Consider the following 16,338-nt stretch of genomic DNA (forward strand, 5'->3'; position numbering starts at 1 on the left):
GAAAACTTTATGGCCATCCCCTTTCTACGACTTTCGATGTAGGCCATCCAGCCGATTTTGCGCGCGCCCCGCCGTGACTAATTTGAAAGCGCCGGCTCGCAGGAACGGCTGAAAAGCCGACACGCCTCGGGCCACGCGCCGGGCGGCGCAGCAAACGCAGGAGGGGCCATGTTCACGCACAGAGGATTCAGGGGAACGGGAGCGTCATCATGGACGCGCTGACTCATCGCGACGCAAGCGCCTTCGCGCTCGAAACGTCGACGCTCGCCGAACTGTGGCATCGCCGGACGAGTCTCTCCGACAGCGAAATCGGCCAGATCTACAAGCTGGTGTTGGCGGCGCTGCGCGGCTATTACCCGTCGGAGTTGCGCGGACTGCCCGAGGACAAGGAGGAGCTGATCTCGCAATTCTTCTTCTCGCGCGTGTTGCGGCTCGACTTCGAGCAGCGCCCGTCGCACGCGTCGCCGGAGAGCGCGCCGTCCACGGCGCATGCGCTGTGCGCGTACTTTCGCCGCTTCCTGATCGACTGTCTGCGCAGCGCGAGCCTGCAGCGCAATCTGTCGATCGAGATCGACGGCGTGCAGGCCGAAGTCGATTCGCGCGCGCACGCTCCCGACGATCCGGTGGCAGCCGCGCTCGCCGAATTCGGTCTGAGCGAGGCGGACGTGCGCGGTCTCGCGCGCGCGTTCGTCGCGGCGCTCGATGCGCCGGACCGGATCGTCCTCGCGGGGAGTCTCGGCGCGTGCGGCGAACGCAAGGGCGGGCTCAAGGCCGTCGCGGACCGGTACGAGGTGCCGTCGTATCACTATCGCGCGCGCAAGCTCGGCGTGACGATGAAGAAGAGAGCGACGCCGAAATCCTTCGCCGCGACGAAAATCGGCCGCTGGATGGAGGACACGCTCGGCATCGCGATCGCGCCGGAGAACCGCGACGCGATCCTGATCGTGCTGAATCTGCTCGCGCTAGAAGCGCACGAATGAGCGGGCGTCAGCGGTCTTCGATGTCCGTCGGCGGCGTTTTCACGATGCCCGCGCCGACGTTGCCCTGCGACACGCGCCGGCCCCGCTCGTCCGCGTCGAGCTTGCGGCCTTGCTCGGTGACGCCGGCGGACGTGATCGTCTGCAACGTCGCCTTGTTGCGCGTGTCTTGACGGGGCGTCGTCGAAAAGGTGGCGCCCTGGGGCGGCGACACCGCGATCTTGCGCAGGATTTGCGGCGCGGCGGCGCTCGTGCCCTCGAACGCAAGCGCCGAGCCGCTGCGCGTGCCCGCCGCCATCACGCCTTTGCGGATGATCGAGCGATCCGATACGGCGGCCACGTCGGGCCCGGCGCGATCGGGCGGCTTGCCCGCGCGGTCGAAGCCCGACGAGGAGTACGGCGCGGTGGCCAGGTCCTGCTTGCGATAGCCGCCGACGACGCACGTCTGAAAGCCCGTCGCGATCGAACTGAGCGTGCCCTCGCGACGGATCCAGCTCGGCGGATTGGGGCCGTCGTAGTCCTGTGGCGCGGTGTATTTGTCGAAGCGCACGTAAGCATCGTCGTCGAAGCGGGACTGGCGTCCGCGTACGGGGAAGCCGAAGGGCGTCTCGTTGCGCTGCACCCAGGCTTGGACTTCGATGTCACTGTTCTGGTTGGCATTCTTCAGCTCGATCATCCAGTCGCCGCTCGGCGCGGGACGCCGGTTCGGGTCGCGCGTCATCGTCGGCGCGAGCGCGACGAGAATCATCGGCGGTTTGCCGCGCGCGCCGCGGCCGAGATGCACGACCGTGCACAGGCGCTCGCTGCCGAGCGTCCAGGCGGCGACGCTGCCGGGCTGGATTCCCGCGCTCGCGCCGCCGCCGGGCGGCCGCACCGCGACTTCGATGTTCGAATCTCCGATATCGGGCAGCCAGATTTCGACGAAACTCGGCGTCAGACACTCGGGCAACACGCGCCAGCGCAGTTCTTTTGTCGCGTCCTTTGCGATGGACAGCGTGCCGTGACAGCGGTCGAGATTGCTGTTGCCCGCCGGGAGCGTGATCGAGCAGGCTTGCGTTTGCGAGAGCTCGTCCATCGCGCATTCGAGCATCGACGTGCCGTCGTGCGGACCGGCGAAATAGCCATAGCTCATATTGATGAACGCGCGGCTCACATCGCCGGCGATGTCCCGCGTGCGCGCGATGATGTAGCGCAACGCATCGAGCGCCTGCGCGTCGAGCCAGAGGCCGGACGTGTCGCGCACGGTCCGGCCCGGCTGACGGAATTGCACGGCGACCAGTTCGGGCGGCGGATCCGGCGCTCGATTCGGATTCGGCGCCGAAAGATCGGGCCGCCGCAAATCGACGCCCGCGGCGAGGTCCAGCGTCGCGGTGCCGTGCGTCCATCCGCGGGCGAGCGCCGTCGCGCCCGCATCGCGATAGAGCGCCTCTTCGTCGATGACGCCGTCGCGCCGCGCGTCGTTCATCCGCTTGTGAATGTCCGCCGAGAGGAACTCGCGCCCGTATCCGAGCCCTTGCGCGTCGTTGGCCGGATCGTCCTGATTCCAGAAACAGCGCACGCGCGAGTCCGTGCCGGCCGCATCGGCGTAAAAATGCGCGTGCGCGAACGCGATGGCGTCGTCGCATGCGCCGACCACGACGACCTTGGGCGCGCCATGGCGACGCGGCGCGTGAGCGAGCTTGTCCTGATTCGTGACCGGCACGGGATCGCTGCGCGGCGGCTCGCCGGCCAGCACCGGCATCGCGAGCGTGAAGCGCTCGATCATGCCGGCGAGATCGGTCTTCAGATGATCGAGAAACGCCGCCGTCACGAATGCGGTGCAAAAGCGCGTGTTTTCGAGACCCGCGGCCGGATGACGATAGAGCGCCGACATCCATATCCCGCTCTTGCCCTGCACCGTCTCGGCGAGCTTGCGCGCCGTCGTGCCCTGCGCCGTCTCGATGGCGATCGGCACGAAGCCCGGCGGCGGGCCGCCCAGGTCTGCGAATCGCGTGAGAACGGCCCACACGAGGTATGGATCGGCGCGCGTTACGCCCAGCACGCCGGCTTCGGTTTCGTCCAGCAGCGGCGTGGCATCCGAATGGACCTGCCAGATCGCGTTCATGTCGGCACGCGATTTCCGCTCAAGCCCTTGCCGTTCCACTCGTTCTTCGCCTCGTTCCATAGCCAGGCGAGAATCGGCGAGCCTGCGCCCGTCGGCTTCGGCTTGCCGAGCCAGATATGCGGGTAATCGGGCGACACCATCGTCGGCGGATCGGACTGCTGCGCGGCGGTGGCGTTGGCGGGCCAGAGGAGCGGCTCCTGATCGTTGAAGTCCTCTTCGCCGTCGAACTGGTCGCCCCGGAACGTGCGCGGCGTGAAGGTGCCCCGATCGCCGTCAATCTTGCAGCGATGCACGAAATACTCCGCGAGCGTCGTCCCGAGCAGATGCCCCGCCGCCGTGTCCACCGGGAAGTGCACGCCCGCGATCGTGCGGTTGAGCGCGACGCGCCGCGCCTGCGCGTAAAGCTGCGTGTGCAGCGCCGTCGACGGCTGCGCGCCGGTCGCCATCGGCGCGTTGCGTAAATCTCGGAAGAAATCGTTCATCACGCCCGCGACGATGTACGCCTGCGTCGAATGTCCGCTCGGCAGCGAGCCGTGGCCGGGCGTCGGGATCATCGGCTGAACTTGCGGCGAATAGTCGATCGCGCGGCTGCACGCGAGCGCGTGCTTGAAACGCATTTCCACGGCGATCGCGAAACGCACCGCCGTCGCGAGCAGTTCGAGCGTCTTCGGCGTGCGCTGCGGACTCAGGAAAAGAATCGAGCTCCAGAAGGCTGCTTGCGGTCCCATCTGCAGCAGCGTTTCGTTGGCCCGTTCGGCGCGCAGGTCGGAGTAGCGATCCATGAACGTGAGCTGCTTGACGAACACGTCCTTGCCCGGCCGATGCATCTGAACGATCAGCTTGGGCGGATCGAACTTGGGCGCGGTGTCGTTCGGGTCGATCCTGAAACCGCGATCCCACAGCGTCACGCCGGTCCCGCCAGCCTCCTCTTCCGCATCCTTTGGCGAGAGCGTGAAGGCGAGATTCGACACCAGTTCGAAGTCGAACACGCTCGCCCGCACCCAGTCGTCCCAGCGCCAGAGCTGGCCGTTGTCGTCGAGATTGCGAACGGGATTGCCGTTCGCGTCCGTCCGGAATTCGTCCTCTTCGGGATTGATCCCAAACGGCTGACCCGGCTGCCACGGCCCGCAGATGCCGTCGCGATGGCCGATGAGACCCATCGTCTGCGATTCGGCGCCGCCGAGCATGTCGGCGCTGCCGACTCCGCCGACGCCTCCCACTCCCCCGACGCCGCCCACGCCACCGACGCCGCCCACGCCACCGACACCACCTACGCCGCCCACTCCGCCGAGAGTCGCCATTTGTTCACCTCTTTGCTTCGTCAGGAATGCCTGCGGGCTACTGCAACGGCAAACCCGCGCGCCGCAGCGCGTCCGACCAGATGCGGCCCGTCTCGAACGCCGCGCTCGGCGAACGCTCCAGAAAGCCGCGCACGGTGAGATGCGGCTCGATCGCGAGCACCTTGCGGATCGTGAGCCGCGCATCGTCGACGAGACCGAGTTCCGCCTGCGCGATCGCGAGCGCGCGCAAGGTCGACGTGTTATTCGGCCCGTTGCGCAGCGAATGCTCCGCGAGTTCGATCACGCGCTCGTACTGGCGCGCGGAAAGCGCCGCCGTCGCGCAGAGCGACTCGTAGAAACTCTTCAGCGGGTCGAGCGGCGAGAGCGCGAGCGCATGTCCCGTCGCCGCGACGGCTTCGTCGCCCTCGCCCTTGAATGCATGAAGCGTTCCCTTGAGCAGCCACGCGAGCGAATCGTTGGGATTCGCCTCCAGCGCGCGCTCGTAGCAATCCTCGCCGGCATCGAGCTGCTTGAGCAGATTCGTGCGGACGAAACCTTCGACCGCGAGCGCCATCGACGAGCGCGAATCGGCGTCGAGCGCGCGCCGCGAGCAGGCGAGCGCGGAATGCGCCTCGCCGACGCGGTCCGTCGTCCAGCCGCGATTGAAGCGCAGCACATGCCATTTCGCGAGCCATGCGTAAGGCGTCGCCTGGCCGCGCGCGCGTTCCGCGAGCACGTCGAGCATCTGGCCGGCGCGCTCGAATTCGTCGCGCACGCCGCGATGCATCAGCGCAATCGAGCCGAGCAGCAAGGTCGAGCTTTCGAGCGTCGGCAGCGACTGGCTGCGCGTGCGTTCGAGCTCGTGCGACACGATCCGCGTGCTAACCGACGTATGAATGTGCGCGACGAGCGTGCTTTCGCCCGCGATGACGGCGTCGATGCTGTCGGTGAGCGTTTCGCCCCAGACGACGCAAGCGAGTTTGGTATCGGCGAGTTCGACGGCGAGCACGATCTTGCCGCCATGCGTGCGATACGCGCCCGACAGCACGTAGCGCGCATCGAGCAGCGCGCCCGCCTGCGACGCGTTCGCGCTCCGGTCACGCAACGCGCTCGTGGATAGCCGAGAGATCACGCGCAGTTCGTCGCTGCCCGAGAGACCGATGATGATGTCGTCGGCGAGAATCTCCCCGAGCACGTCATGGCTCGCGTCGAGGCAGCGCGACGCGAACGGAATCACCGCGATCGAAGGCCGCAGCACCGCCGCGCCGATGGCGTTAGGCGCGATCACCGGACGCGGCCCCGGTCCGCCGAGACGGAACGCGTGCACCGGATGCGCCAGATGCCGCAGATGACACTCGCCGAGATCCTCGATGCACGCGTCGAAAACGCCCGCGAGCCGCGCCTGCACGCAATCCGACATCACGATTTCGCCGGGTCCGGCGAGGTTGTAGAGACGCGCGGCCAGATTCACGCCGCGTCCGTAGACGTCGCGCTCGTCCGCGAAAAGCTCGGTCTCGTGCAGACTCTCGCGCAACATGAGCGGCTCGGCCGCGGCGTTGCCGTCGCCGCGATCGGCCGCGCTCGCCCTGCACGCCGCCTGAATGTCGAGCGCGCAACGCGCCGCCGGCAACGCGTGCTCGAACAGCATCATGAGGCCGTCGCCTTCGGTGCGGATCAGCCGCCCCTGATGCTCCGGCACGATGCGGTTTTCAATGACCGCGCGCAGATTGCGCCAGCGCGCGGCCGTTCCCGCTTCGTCCGCTTCGGCGAGCCGGCACGACTCGACGAGATCGGCGAACAGGATCGTACGCACGACGCGTTGCAACACATTGGCCGTACCGGCAAGTTCCGCGTTCATACTTTCAAGACCGATCGACGGCGCGTCCGTTCGATAACGGATGGCCCATGCTCTCACCGAGGGATCGCATCAAGCGCAGCAGGACGGCAGACGCGGGTCTCGCGCGGTGTTTGATGATGATTTGAATGGCCGCGACGCCCGGCATCTTTTACTCGCGTCCGATGTTTCGGGTCACGAAATGTCTGCCGCACACCATAACGTAGTCATTGCATCGGTGAATAGCAAGGCGCCTTTTCCGCACTATGTACGGAAGCGTTCCTAAGCGCCTCGATCCTTGTCGGCCTGCAGCCGGCTCGCGATGAGCTGGACCAGATAAAGCGCGAATTCGGGCTCCTGATAGTAGAGCCGAATGGCATCGGCGGCGGAAACGGTTCGCATCTCGCAGTCCGTCTTGCAGATCACCGTCGACGTGCGCCGATGCTCCGGCGAAAAGAGCCCGATTTCGCCGAGCACCGTGCCCGCGCCCAGTTCGATGCCGAGCTCCGAAAGCCGCACCGTGCCCTTCTCGACGTAGAACATCTGGCCGCTCGGATCGCCTTTGCGAAACAGCACTTCGCCGGGCCGGAAACGCTGGCTTTCCATTCTGGCGAGCAGGCGCGCGACCGGAAGCTGACCGCTGATGGCGTGATCGACCTGCGTCTCGCGGATCTTCGCCATGCGCGCCGCAACCGCGCTCGCTTCGCCACGGCTCGATACGTTCAGCGCCTTGAATATCGTCGTGAGATGCGTCTTGACCGTGGCCTCGGCGACATCGAGTTCGCGCGCGATCGTCTTGTTGGAGCGTCCGCGAGCGAGCAGCGCGAGCACTTCGAGCTGACGCGGCGTCAGATGCAGGTTCGGGTCCGGCGCGACGTTTCCGGACGGCATGCGCAATTCGCTTCTCTCCGACGAAAGCAGCGAGCGCGGCAGCGAAACGCCGCCTGCCAGCACGAGGCCGATCGCACCAAAAAGAAGCTCTGCCGAAGCGGATTTCTCGACACATCCCGCGACGCCCGTCGCGATCAGTTCATCGACTTGCTCGCGCGTGGCCATGCTCAACAGCACGATCACGGGCGTCGTTCCGACACGTTCGCGCGCGGCGTCGAGTTGCGCGCGGACATCGTTCAGACGATCGCCGTCCATGACGATGCAATCGGGCTTGCGTTCGTCCGGCCATCGATCGGGAAGACGGTCGGCCGCGTGCACTTCGGCATCCTGCGCGAATCCCCGCAGGAGCGCCGCGACGCCCTCGCGAAACAGCCCCGCCGGTCCGGTCAACAGTATCTTCATGCGATGCATGCTATACCGACTCGCGCGCTCATGCGCGATGGTCGAACGTTCGTCATGCGAAGCGCGCATGCCGTGCGCAAATTGTAAGAGCGTGCTGCGCTGCCTATACTGCATTCGCCATCGGCACACTGCGAGGCCACGCATATGACAGGCAAAAGCAAGCACGCATGGCGGGCGATTCATGCGCTGCTGGTCGCGCAAGCCTGCATCGCCGATTTCGCCGCCGCGCAGCAGCGCGTGCCCGACAAAAGCCTCGTGTACTGCTCCGAAGCCAGCCCCGCCGGATTCGACGATGCGCAATTCACGTCGTCGATCGAAGCGAGCGCGGCGGGCTATACCGTCTACAACCGGCTCGTGGAGTTCGATCGGGAAAACGGCGATATCGAGCCGGGGCTCGCGCAGTCGTGGGAACGCTCGCCGGATGGCCTTCAATACACGTTTTATCTGCGCCACGGCGTCAAGTTTCATACGACTGGCTACTTCACGCCGACGCGCGAATTCAACGCCGACGACGTCGTGTTCACGTTCGAGCGCATGCGCGATGCACAGCATCCGTTTCGCCGCGCTTATCCCGTGTCGTTTCCGTATTTCCGCGACCTCGGTCTCGCGACGAACATCGAGCGCATCGACGCGCCCGATCCCTATACGGTGCGCTTCACGCTCGCACGAATCGATGCGCCTTTCCTGCAGAAAATGGCGATGCCCTTCGCGTCGATACTCTCGCGCGAATACGCCGACAAGCTGCTCGCCGCGGGCCGCGCGAGCGACATCAACTGGCATCCGGTCGGCACCGGTCCTTTCGTGTTTATCGACTACGCGAAAGACGCGACGATCCGCTTCGCGGGCAACACGCAATACTGGAAGGCGAACATCGTCCGGCTGAAATCGCTGACGTTCGCGATCACCACCGATCCGATGGTGCGCCTGCAAAAGCTCAGGCAGGGCGAATGTCAGGTGATGAGCTATCCGCGTCCCGCCGACATCGCGTCGATCAGGAAAGACGCGCGCCTGCAAGACGTGAATCAGCCGGGCTTCAATCTGGGCTATCTCGCCTACAACACGTCCAGAGCGCCGCTCGACGACGTGACCGTGCGCCGCGCGCTCGACATGTCGATCGACAAGCACGCGATACTCGACGCCGTCTATCAAGGCACCGCGCGCGCCGCAACCAATCCGATGCCGCCGATGCAATGGGGCTACGACTTCGGCATTCGCGACGCGCCGTACGATCCGGCACGCGCGAAAGCGTTGCTCGCGCAAGCGGGTCACGCGAACGGACTCAAACTCAGGCTATGGGCGATGCCGGTGCAACGCGCGTACAACCCGAACGCGCGGCTCATGGCGGAGATGATTCAGGCGGACTGGGCGAAGATCGGCGTGCAGGCGGAGATCGTCACGTACGAAATGGGCGAGTACGTACGCCGTGCGCGCGCCGGCGAGCATGACGCGCTACTCATCGGATGGAGCGGCAATTATGGCGATCCGGACGACTGGCTCGGCGTGCTCCTCGGCTGCGACGCCGTGAAGGGCGGCAACTTCGCGAAGTGGTGCTACAAGCCCTACGACGATCTCATCAAGGAAGCGCGGGCCACGCTCGATATCGATGCACGCACCGCGCGCTATCAGCAAGCGCAGAGAATCTTCAAGGAACAGGTTCCGTTCACGCCGATTGCGCACGCGACCGTTTATCAGCCGGTCGCGCGCAATGTGACGGGCTTCAGGATCGATCGATTCGGCATGACGCGTTTCTGGGGCGTCGGCATCGACTGATTTCGTCTGACGAGTTCAGGACGGTGTCAGCTCATCGAGCACCGACGCGAGAATCATCGCGCCCGCATTGCCCGGAACCGGACGCGGATTCGGCGCATAAACACGATCGCCGCGACGAATCTCGACGCCGCTCATCGCGCATACGCCGACGGTGCGCGCGCGCATCGCACGCCACACCTGATCGCCATAACAGCAGCGCGTCGAGTCGCGCCATTCGATCGTCGCCGTCGTGCTCGATGGCCGCTCGATCAGCTTTACCGCGACGCGTTGATCGCCGCCTTGCGCGAAAGGACGCCTCGGCGAAGGCGCTTCGAAGCTCGCGCCATCACTCAACGATGTCAGCAGGAAGATCGTTCGCGCCCACGGATCGAGGGCGAGTGCAGCTTCAGCCATGTTCGGCTCCTTGTCGAAGAAATGCGTGGAATCGGCATCGCCACTCCAAGGTAATGAAACCGAAATCGCGCGCCAACTGCCCGATGGTTGCGCCGGCCTATATCAAGGTTTAATGCGCGCGGCGGCTGCGCCCGCGAAAACTAACACCTTCGTATGAGCGCATCAGACAGACGGCTGGATTCACGGCGCGCACGCCACGCGAACGTTTAATCGATGCATAGAAGGTTGGTGCACGCACGCTCCTTCGTAGGTGTAGTCGAGCCGTTCCGTGGCCGATACAGTGTCGTCAAGGTCGAAACGCGAACGCAGACCAACGGCCTTATCGAGGGAAACCGAAGAACATCCATTATTTCGGATACCCGATCAATCGCATCACTCAATCCACCTTGGAGTCGATCATGAACAAGTACCTCGTCAGCCTCTCTCTCGTTGTCGCCACGCTCGCCGCGCCCGCGATCGCATTCGCGCAATCGAACAGCCCCGTTACGCGCGCTCAAGTCCGCGCCGATCTCGTCGCCGTCGAGCAAGCCGGCTATAACCCCGCGATTGCGAGCGATCCGTATTACCCCGCGGACATTCAGGCAGCGGAAGGCAAAATCGCCGCGCAACACACCGACGCATCGCAAGCGTATGGCGGCGTACGGACCGGCACGAGCGCATCGGCAGCGAGCGCGTCGAAGCATGCCGCGATGAACAACGCGTGCGTCGGTCCGGCCGACTTCTGCCAGCCGTTCTTCGGCAGCTGATCCATCGTTCGCACTAGCGGAGTCTTTCATGAAGCGAATTTTGCAAGTCGCGTCGGCACTGGCGTTATCGGCTGGCGTGTTGGCATCGGCGAATGTATCCGCGCAAACGCATGCGCCGATCAAGAACATCGTCCTCGTGCATGGCGCATGGGTCGACGGCTCGGGATGGAAGCCGGTCTACGACATCCTGACGCGCGACGGCTATCACGTCACGATGGTGCAGGAGCCACTCACCTCGCTCGACGCGGACGTCGCCGCGACCAAGCGCGTGCTCGACCTGCAGAACGGTCCGACGATTCTCGTCGGTCATAGTTACGGCGGGTCGGTCATCACGGAAGCGGGCGTGCATCCGAACGTCGCCGGGCTCGTCTATGTCGCGGCGCATGCGCCGAACGTCGGCGAGGACGAAGGCGCGCTCGGCAAGAAGACGCCGAGCTTCCTCGCGAAGCAGACGAACGCCGTCGAAAAGACCGCGGACGGCTACACGTATCTGAATCCCGCCGTCTTCCCGAAAGACTTCGCCGCCGATCTTCCGCTCAGGCAAGCGACGTTCGAATCGCGCTCGCAGATCCTGACTGCGGCGCAAGTCTTCACGACGCCGCTCTCCGCCGCGGCGTGGACGACGAAACCGAGTTGGGGCATCGTGGCGGGCGGCGACAAGATCATCAATCCGGATCTCGAACGCTGGTACTACGAACGCGCGCACAGTCACATCACGGTCATTCCGGGCGCGAGCCATTCCGTGTACGAATCGAAGCCGCAGCAGGTCGCGGCCGTGATCGAAGATGCCGCGAAGCATGCGGTGCAGTAGGTGAAAATCGCGCGGCGTCGTGCAGCACGCATGACGCCGCGCGCATTCGTCTGGGGTTTGCGCTTCTTGCCGTATCCGCCGTCCATGGCTTATATAGTGTGTGGCCGCGCGTGTCGCGCACGAGGCGTCGAATGACCAGACGGAGGAAGCGATGGTTCGGCTCGTGATGATTCTTCTCGGCGTCGACTATCTGCGCACGCGCTGGCGCTCGGTGATGACGCTCGGCCTGCTCAGCATCGCGCTCGGCGGCGTCATCTTCATCGACGCGCTCGACGGTTCCCTGTACTTTCCCATCGTCCCCTTCGTGCTGCTGATGCTGCTCGAAGGCCTCGCCACGCTGGCCGTCGCGTGGACCGGCATGGGCGGCCAGCGCAAGCTGCGCTACGTGAAGGGCGCGACTTTCTGCCTCTCGGCGCTGCTCGTGCTGTTCGGCGGCGAGCACGGCAATTTCGTGCTGTCGCTCATCTTCGGCACGCTTTTTCTCGTCGATGGCGCGCTCCAGATCATTTCCGCGCGCGTGGTCCGCTTTCGCAAATGGCGTATCGCGATGGCGGGCGGCGTGCTCGAGATCGCCATCGCGATCTTCTTCTATCAGCCGTATCCGGATCACTATGCGGGCACGGTCGCGTATTGCGTCGCGTTCGGGCTTTTCTTCGGCGGCTGGAACATGATCCTGCTCGCAGCGCGCGTGCGGCGCATGGCGGCGAATCCCGCCGTCGATGACGGTGCAACCCACTCCGCTCACGACGACGCGAAGCCCGCCGCGCCATCGTTCGCAGGCGCGGTCTGGGACGGCCCGCCCGCGCCCGGCGAAGCCGCGCTGACGGTGCATGTGTGGACGCCCGTCGGCACGGCGAAGTCGCAACCGCGCAGGCAATTGATCATCGATCGCTATATCGCCGCCGTCGACAGGAACGGCACGATCTCGACCGGCCATGCGGCGCTGGAGACGCCCGAGGGCGTGTACATCAGCCTCTATCCGGCGGTCGAAATCGACCGGTCGCCGGACGAATTCTCACGCACCTTGCGCGCGACGCGCGAGAACGACGTGCCCGGCCTCTTTCAGCCGGACTACGAAACGGAATCGAAGGCGTGGTGTCCGTCGACGCAGCAGGTGCGTATCCGCAATTACGATCCGGCGCGGCTCGCGCGCTTCTGGCAGGAGTATCGGCGCGACACGACGTACAACCTCACGTACCGCAACTGTTCGAGTTCCGTGGCGCGGGCGCTGGAAGCGGCGATCGAAGGCGCGTCGGCGCGCGTGTGGGGCAAAGGCGGCGGATGGAAGCCGCTCGTGCGTATCATGACGACGCCCGAGTTGTGGGTCGCCGCGCAAGTTCGCAAACGCGCTGCGACGATGGCCTGGACGCCCGGCCTCACGCTCGACTATGCGCGCGCGCTCAGCATGCTCGCGGACCCGCGTCACTCGGGCTGGGTGAAGATGGCGCGCATCGCGGTCGCGACGATGTATCGCTCGCGGCAGCGCTGGCGCGCCGAAGAGCACGCCGCCGTGCGCGTTCAAGAGCAAGATGCGTCGGCGACGGCGGAGCAGCGTACCGGCTGACGCGCCGTGGCATCACGATTCGACCGGCTTGTCGGCAGTCTTGCGCGAGCGGTTGCCCCGCGCTGACGGCTTGCGCGATGGCTTCTCCGCCTTCGCTTCGGCATCGGGCTCGGCGACGGGCGCGGCGCTTTCATGCGGCACGTCGGCGGCGGCGCTTCGTTTCGCCGCGGTCTTGCGCGACCGGCGCGGCGCGGCGGGCTTTTTCGGTGCAGGCTCGGGAGTGGGCGCGTGTTCCTGCGACGGCTCGGGCGTTTCGACCTCGACGGGCGCCGGCGCTTCTTCGACGACGAACACAGGTTCGGGCGCCGCCACGCGTGCAGACTTTCTCCCGCCGCGTTTCTCCTTGCGCCGGCCGTTCGCCGCTCCCTCGTGTTCTTTAGCGGGCGCGACCGCTGGCGGCTCGCTCGGTCTCACGTCCATCGGCGCGACCTGAGCCGTGTGAGCAGAACGAAACACGAACGCGCCGGATTTATCGTCGCGGCCGACTTCAAGCAGACCGCGAGATTGCGCTTCGTCGAGCAGATTGCCGAACGCGCGAAAGCCGTATTGCGTCTCGCTGAAACCCGGCTTGCGGCGCTTGATGGCGCTCTTCAGCACCGATGCCCAGATCTTGCCGCTCTCGCCGCGTTCCGATGCGAGCGCCTCGAAGGTCTCGACGGTAATCGCGATCGCGTGCGACTTGCGCGATTCCATCTCCTGCTTCGGTTGCCGCTCTTCGTCGGACGCGCGCTTCGCATCGCGCTGTTCGCGCTTGGCGATGGCGCGTTGCTGCTCGCGCACGAGGTCGTCGTAGAAGATGAACTCGTCGCAGTTCGCGACGAGCAGATCCGACGTCGATTGCTTCACGCCCACGCCGATGACTTTCTTCGCGTTCTCACGCAGTTTCGACACGAGCGGCGAGAAGTCCGAATCGCCGCTGATGATGACGAACGTATCGACGTGCGCTTTCGTGTAGCAGAGATCGAGTGCATCGACGACGAGACGGATATCGGCGGAATTCTTGCCGGACTGACGCACGTGCGGAATCTCGATCATCTCGAAGCTGGCCTCGTGCATCGCCGATTTGAAGCCCTTGTAGCGGTCCCAGTCGCAATAAGCCTTTTTGACGACGATGCTTCCCTTCAGCAGCAGGCGTTCGAGCACGGGTCTGATATCGAATTTTTCGTACTTCGCATCGCGAACGCCGAGCGCGACGTTCTCGAAGTCGCAGAACAACGCCATGCTGACGCTTTCCTGAGGTCCAGCCATATGGTTCTCCAGCCCGTGCGGCATGTTTGGAATGACCACATGATAGCTTGCCGGCGTTGACTGGAAGGGATACGCGAAAATCAGCGCTTGCCGTAACGGGCCGCAAGCGCGGCGAGATCGCGGCGGACCCAGTCGGCGTCGGCGGCGAATGTGTCATCGGACATGCCGGGCTGGCGGAACAGCGTGAGCGCGATATCGGCGCCCGCGCCGTTCTGATACACGCGCAACGGAACGTAGACCTCGCCGCCATCCGGCAGACCGACGCGATGATCCATGATTCCGAACGCGTTGTGCTCGGTGAAGCGGATCGTCACTTCGCCTGCCGGACCGCGTGCGCGCCAGTGATCGCCCATGTCTTCGAGCGTCGACTGCGCCAGTCCGGACGCCCACGTCGGGAAGACTTCCGGACGCCAGATCGCGTCGTAAAGCTCGCGCCAGTCGCGATCGACGGTGACGGTGAGGGTCCGCGTATGCATCGTCACGCCGATGTCACGTTTCGATCTTCGACATCACCGCCGTGGCCGGATCGTAGCGATAGCCCTTCTGCGCGAGCTGTTGCGCCATCTTGTCGCCGATCAGCTTCTGCTGCGCCTCGCGGAACACGAGCTCGTGATCGGGCTTCAGGCGCTCCAGTTCGACCGCGAGCCGCCGCATCAGCGCGACCTCGCCGGTGCTGCGGGCATCGATGAAAAGGATCTTCTCGTTCGCCACGTCGAGGCGCTGGCGCAGGTCCTTCGCGTACGTGACCCACTGCTCGGCATTGGCGCGAAGGTCGTCGTAGGCCTTCGAATGCGCCTTCGCCTGCGCCGCCACCTGACGCTGCAGCGATGCCAGCTCGGACTCGTCGCCCTGCTCCTTTTCGACGAGACGCTTCGCGAGATCGGTCGCGTTTCTCTCGGCGGCTTCGGCGCGTTCGCGCAACGCGTTGACATCGTTCGATACGCGCGCGAGTTCCGCGCCCTGCTCGGCCTTTTCTTCCATCAGCGCGCTGACCTGCTTGCGGGCTTCGTCCAGCTCGGCGCCGATGCGCTCGGCATGTTCCCGCTGCGCAGAAACTTCCGCGCCGCGCGCAGCCGCGCTTTCGCGCTCCGCTGCCAGTGCGCTGCGCGCGTCGTTCAGTTCCGCTTCCAGCGCGGCGATGCGGGCGAGGTTTTCGCTCGCCTGCGCTTCGGCGGCCTGCGCGCGCGTATGCGCCGCGTTGAGGTCCTGCAACAGGCGCTCGGCTTCCGCCGATTTTTCCTGCGATACGAGGCCAAGCGCTTCATGCTGCTGACGCGCCTGATCGCGCTCCTCGGCGATGCGCGCGAGTTCTTCATCCTTGGCCGCAAGCGACGCGCTCAACTGCTCGTGCTGCTGACGCGCCTGATCGCGCTCTTCCGCGATACGCGCGAGTTCTTCATCCTTGCCCGCAAGCGACGCGCTCAATTGCTCGTGCTGCTGCCGTGCCTGATTGCGCTCCTCAACGATGCGCGCAAGCTCCTCGTCCTTGCCCGCAAGCGACGCATGCAGATTCGCCTGCTGCTCGCGTGCCTGATCGCGCTCTTGCGCGATGCGCGCGATGTCCTCGTCCTTGGCCGCCAGCGCCGCGTTCAGCGCTTCTTTCGCCCGCCGCTCTTCTTCGAGCGATGCGTTCACGGTTTCCAATTGGGCCCGCTCCGCCGACGCGCGCTGCGCCGCTTCCTCGATGCGCGTCTCGGCGGTCTGCGCGCGTATCGTGGCTGCATCGGCCTCTTCGCGCAGTCGCACGACCGATTCCTCGGACGCCCGCAATGCGCTCAGCATTTCCATCATTTGCTGGCGGTTCTTCGCGGCCTCGTCGCCGGTCCTCTGGAATTCGGCGAGCGCCTCGTCGCGCTCCGCAAGCGCGGTCGTGAGCCGCTGGCTCACGGCGGACAGCCGCTGTCCGGACATCCGCTCGGTTTCGTCGCGCGAGACGGTCCAAAGCCGCCGCGCGACATTCACGAGCGTCTCGGCAAGGTCGTCGGGCAGTCCGGTCGGCGCCTGCTGCTGCGGCATGTCCGGGGACCGCGCCTCGCGCCAGCGCTGCAGGCCGGCCGCGATGGCGACGACGGAGCCGTTTCCGGCCTCCGCCCAAACCGTCAAGGGAGAAACCTTGCGACCTTCTTCGGTCAGTCGATCGGCGATCGACGCGATTTGCTCGTCGGTGATGTTGTCTACGTCTGTGGGCATAAGCGCCTCGAAAATCAGTGGCGTCGCACTCAAAACACTGCGATACATTGTTACGTTCGGCTAAATCCGCGCGGGGCGGAGATGGATGATACCCATTTTCCGCGCTCGACCAATCGAAGCACGTCGCA

13 protein-coding genes are annotated in these 16,338 nt (G+C 65.4%); 5 read left to right on the forward strand and 8 right to left on the reverse strand.

The window, feature by feature from the left end; all coding sequences use genetic code 11:
* The first annotated feature begins 209 nt into the window (after positions 1–209).
* Positions 210–980: a hypothetical protein gene (locus tag NCS02_RS21695; RefSeq protein WP_250503309.1), complete on the forward strand. Its 771-nt coding sequence runs from the start codon at positions 210–212 to the stop codon at positions 978–980.
* A gap of 7 nt (positions 981–987) precedes the next feature.
* Here the strand turns inward: NCS02_RS21695 and NCS02_RS21700 are convergent, their stop codons facing one another.
* The 4 genes from NCS02_RS21700 to NCS02_RS21715 all read right to left on the reverse strand — a co-directional run bounded on the left by NCS02_RS21700 (position 988) and on the right by NCS02_RS21715 (position 7,488).
* Complete coding sequence (locus NCS02_RS21700; protein ID WP_250457321.1) at positions 988–3,081, reverse strand: S8/S53 family peptidase; 2,094 nt, start codon at positions 3,079–3,081, stop codon at positions 988–990.
* Positions 3,078–4,382 (reverse strand): phosphatase PAP2 family protein, encoded by a 1,305-nt coding sequence (locus NCS02_RS21705; protein ID WP_250503310.1) that lies wholly within the window; start codon positions 4,380–4,382, stop codon positions 3,078–3,080. The genes NCS02_RS21700 and NCS02_RS21705 overlap by 4 nt, the downstream gene beginning before the upstream one ends.
* A 37-nt stretch (positions 4,383–4,419) precedes the next feature.
* A complete protein-coding gene (locus NCS02_RS21710) occupies positions 4,420–6,219 on the reverse strand; it encodes an adenylate/guanylate cyclase domain-containing protein (protein ID WP_250503311.1) in 1,800 nt (599 codons plus the stop codon).
* A 258-nt stretch (positions 6,220–6,477) separates the two neighbouring features.
* On the reverse strand, positions 6,478–7,488 hold the full coding sequence (locus NCS02_RS21715) for a LuxR C-terminal-related transcriptional regulator (protein ID WP_033536286.1): 1,011 nt from the start codon (positions 7,486–7,488) through the stop codon (positions 6,478–6,480).
* A 144-nt stretch (positions 7,489–7,632) separates the two neighbouring features.
* On the opposite strand from NCS02_RS21715, the gene NCS02_RS21720 reads away from it, so the two are divergent.
* Positions 7,633–9,258: an ABC transporter substrate-binding protein gene (locus NCS02_RS21720; RefSeq protein WP_250503312.1), complete on the forward strand. Its 1,626-nt coding sequence runs from the start codon at positions 7,633–7,635 to the stop codon at positions 9,256–9,258.
* A gap of 15 nt (positions 9,259–9,273) precedes the next feature.
* Here the strand turns inward: NCS02_RS21720 and NCS02_RS21725 are convergent, their stop codons facing one another.
* On the reverse strand, positions 9,274–9,651 hold the full coding sequence (locus tag NCS02_RS21725) for a DUF3331 domain-containing protein (protein ID WP_008348391.1): 378 nt from the start codon (positions 9,649–9,651) through the stop codon (positions 9,274–9,276).
* 398 nt (positions 9,652–10,049) lie between these two features.
* Here NCS02_RS21725 and NCS02_RS21730 point away from each other — a divergent pair, with 398 nt between their 5' ends.
* The 3 genes from NCS02_RS21730 to NCS02_RS21740 all read left to right on the forward strand — a co-directional run bounded on the left by NCS02_RS21730 (position 10,050) and on the right by NCS02_RS21740 (position 12,772).
* On the forward strand, positions 10,050–10,397 hold the full coding sequence (locus NCS02_RS21730; protein ID WP_250503313.1) for a DUF4148 domain-containing protein: 348 nt from the start codon (positions 10,050–10,052) through the stop codon (positions 10,395–10,397).
* A gap of 28 nt (positions 10,398–10,425) precedes the next feature.
* Complete coding sequence (locus NCS02_RS21735; RefSeq protein ID WP_175981129.1) at positions 10,426–11,208, forward strand: alpha/beta hydrolase; 783 nt, start codon at positions 10,426–10,428, stop codon at positions 11,206–11,208.
* A 151-nt stretch (positions 11,209–11,359) separates the two neighbouring features.
* Positions 11,360–12,772, forward strand: a complete 1,413-nt coding sequence (locus tag NCS02_RS21740; protein ID WP_033536287.1) for an HdeD family acid-resistance protein — start codon at positions 11,360–11,362, stop codon at positions 12,770–12,772.
* A 12-nt stretch (positions 12,773–12,784) separates the two neighbouring features.
* Here the strand turns inward: NCS02_RS21740 and NCS02_RS21745 are convergent, their stop codons facing one another.
* The 3 genes from NCS02_RS21745 to NCS02_RS21755 all read right to left on the reverse strand — a co-directional run bounded on the left by NCS02_RS21745 (position 12,785) and on the right by NCS02_RS21755 (position 16,210).
* Complete coding sequence (locus NCS02_RS21745) at positions 12,785–14,020, reverse strand: NYN domain-containing protein (RefSeq protein ID WP_250503314.1); 1,236 nt, start codon at positions 14,018–14,020, stop codon at positions 12,785–12,787.
* An 80-nt stretch (positions 14,021–14,100) separates the two neighbouring features.
* Entirely contained in the window at positions 14,101–14,496 is a 396-nt protein-coding gene (locus tag NCS02_RS21750) for an SRPBCC family protein (RefSeq protein ID WP_008348401.1), read from the reverse strand.
* A 13-nt stretch (positions 14,497–14,509) separates the two neighbouring features.
* Positions 14,510–16,210 (reverse strand): DNA-binding protein, encoded by a 1,701-nt coding sequence (locus NCS02_RS21755; protein WP_250503315.1) that lies wholly within the window; start codon positions 16,208–16,210, stop codon positions 14,510–14,512.
* Between the last annotated feature and the right edge of the window lie 128 nt (positions 16,211–16,338).

It is taken from the genome of Caballeronia sp. NCF2 (genome assembly GCF_023631205.1).
GTDB classification, from domain to species: Bacteria; Pseudomonadota; Gammaproteobacteria; order Burkholderiales; family Burkholderiaceae; genus Caballeronia; species Caballeronia zhejiangensis.